At 35.8% G+C, this 243-nt stretch carries 1 protein-coding gene; it reads left to right on the top strand.

Annotated features, from left to right (window positions below; genetic code table 11):
• On the top strand, positions 1 to 243 hold a 243-nt coding region (locus AAEY57_RS20840; RefSeq protein ID WP_350608765.1), incomplete at both ends, for a hypothetical protein.

The raw sequence follows: 243 nt of genomic DNA, 5'->3' as shown, positions 1-243 counted from the left end.
GCTGAAGGGGCAGTCAGATTCTGAATCTCATGAAATAGATCGTGAAATTTACTTAGAATTTGAAGCTGGTGAAAAATTATATTTCTCTTGGTGTAACGAACCAGTTCAATATTGTATTGGGTTTAAATCTGAAAGGTTCAACGACAATGAACCTGATCATGTTATTGATGCAACTAACTGGAAAGTTTGGCGCGATTTAATCGGGCAAGATATAAGTTTTGTGTTTACTGATGAGTCACATCA

The sequence above is a fragment of the Pseudoalteromonas sp. MER144-MNA-CIBAN-0113 genome, from assembly GCF_040308965.1.
GTDB classification, from domain to species: Bacteria; Pseudomonadota; Gammaproteobacteria; order Enterobacterales; family Alteromonadaceae; genus Pseudoalteromonas; species Pseudoalteromonas tetraodonis.
This window is presented reverse-complemented; position numbering and strand designations above follow the sequence as displayed.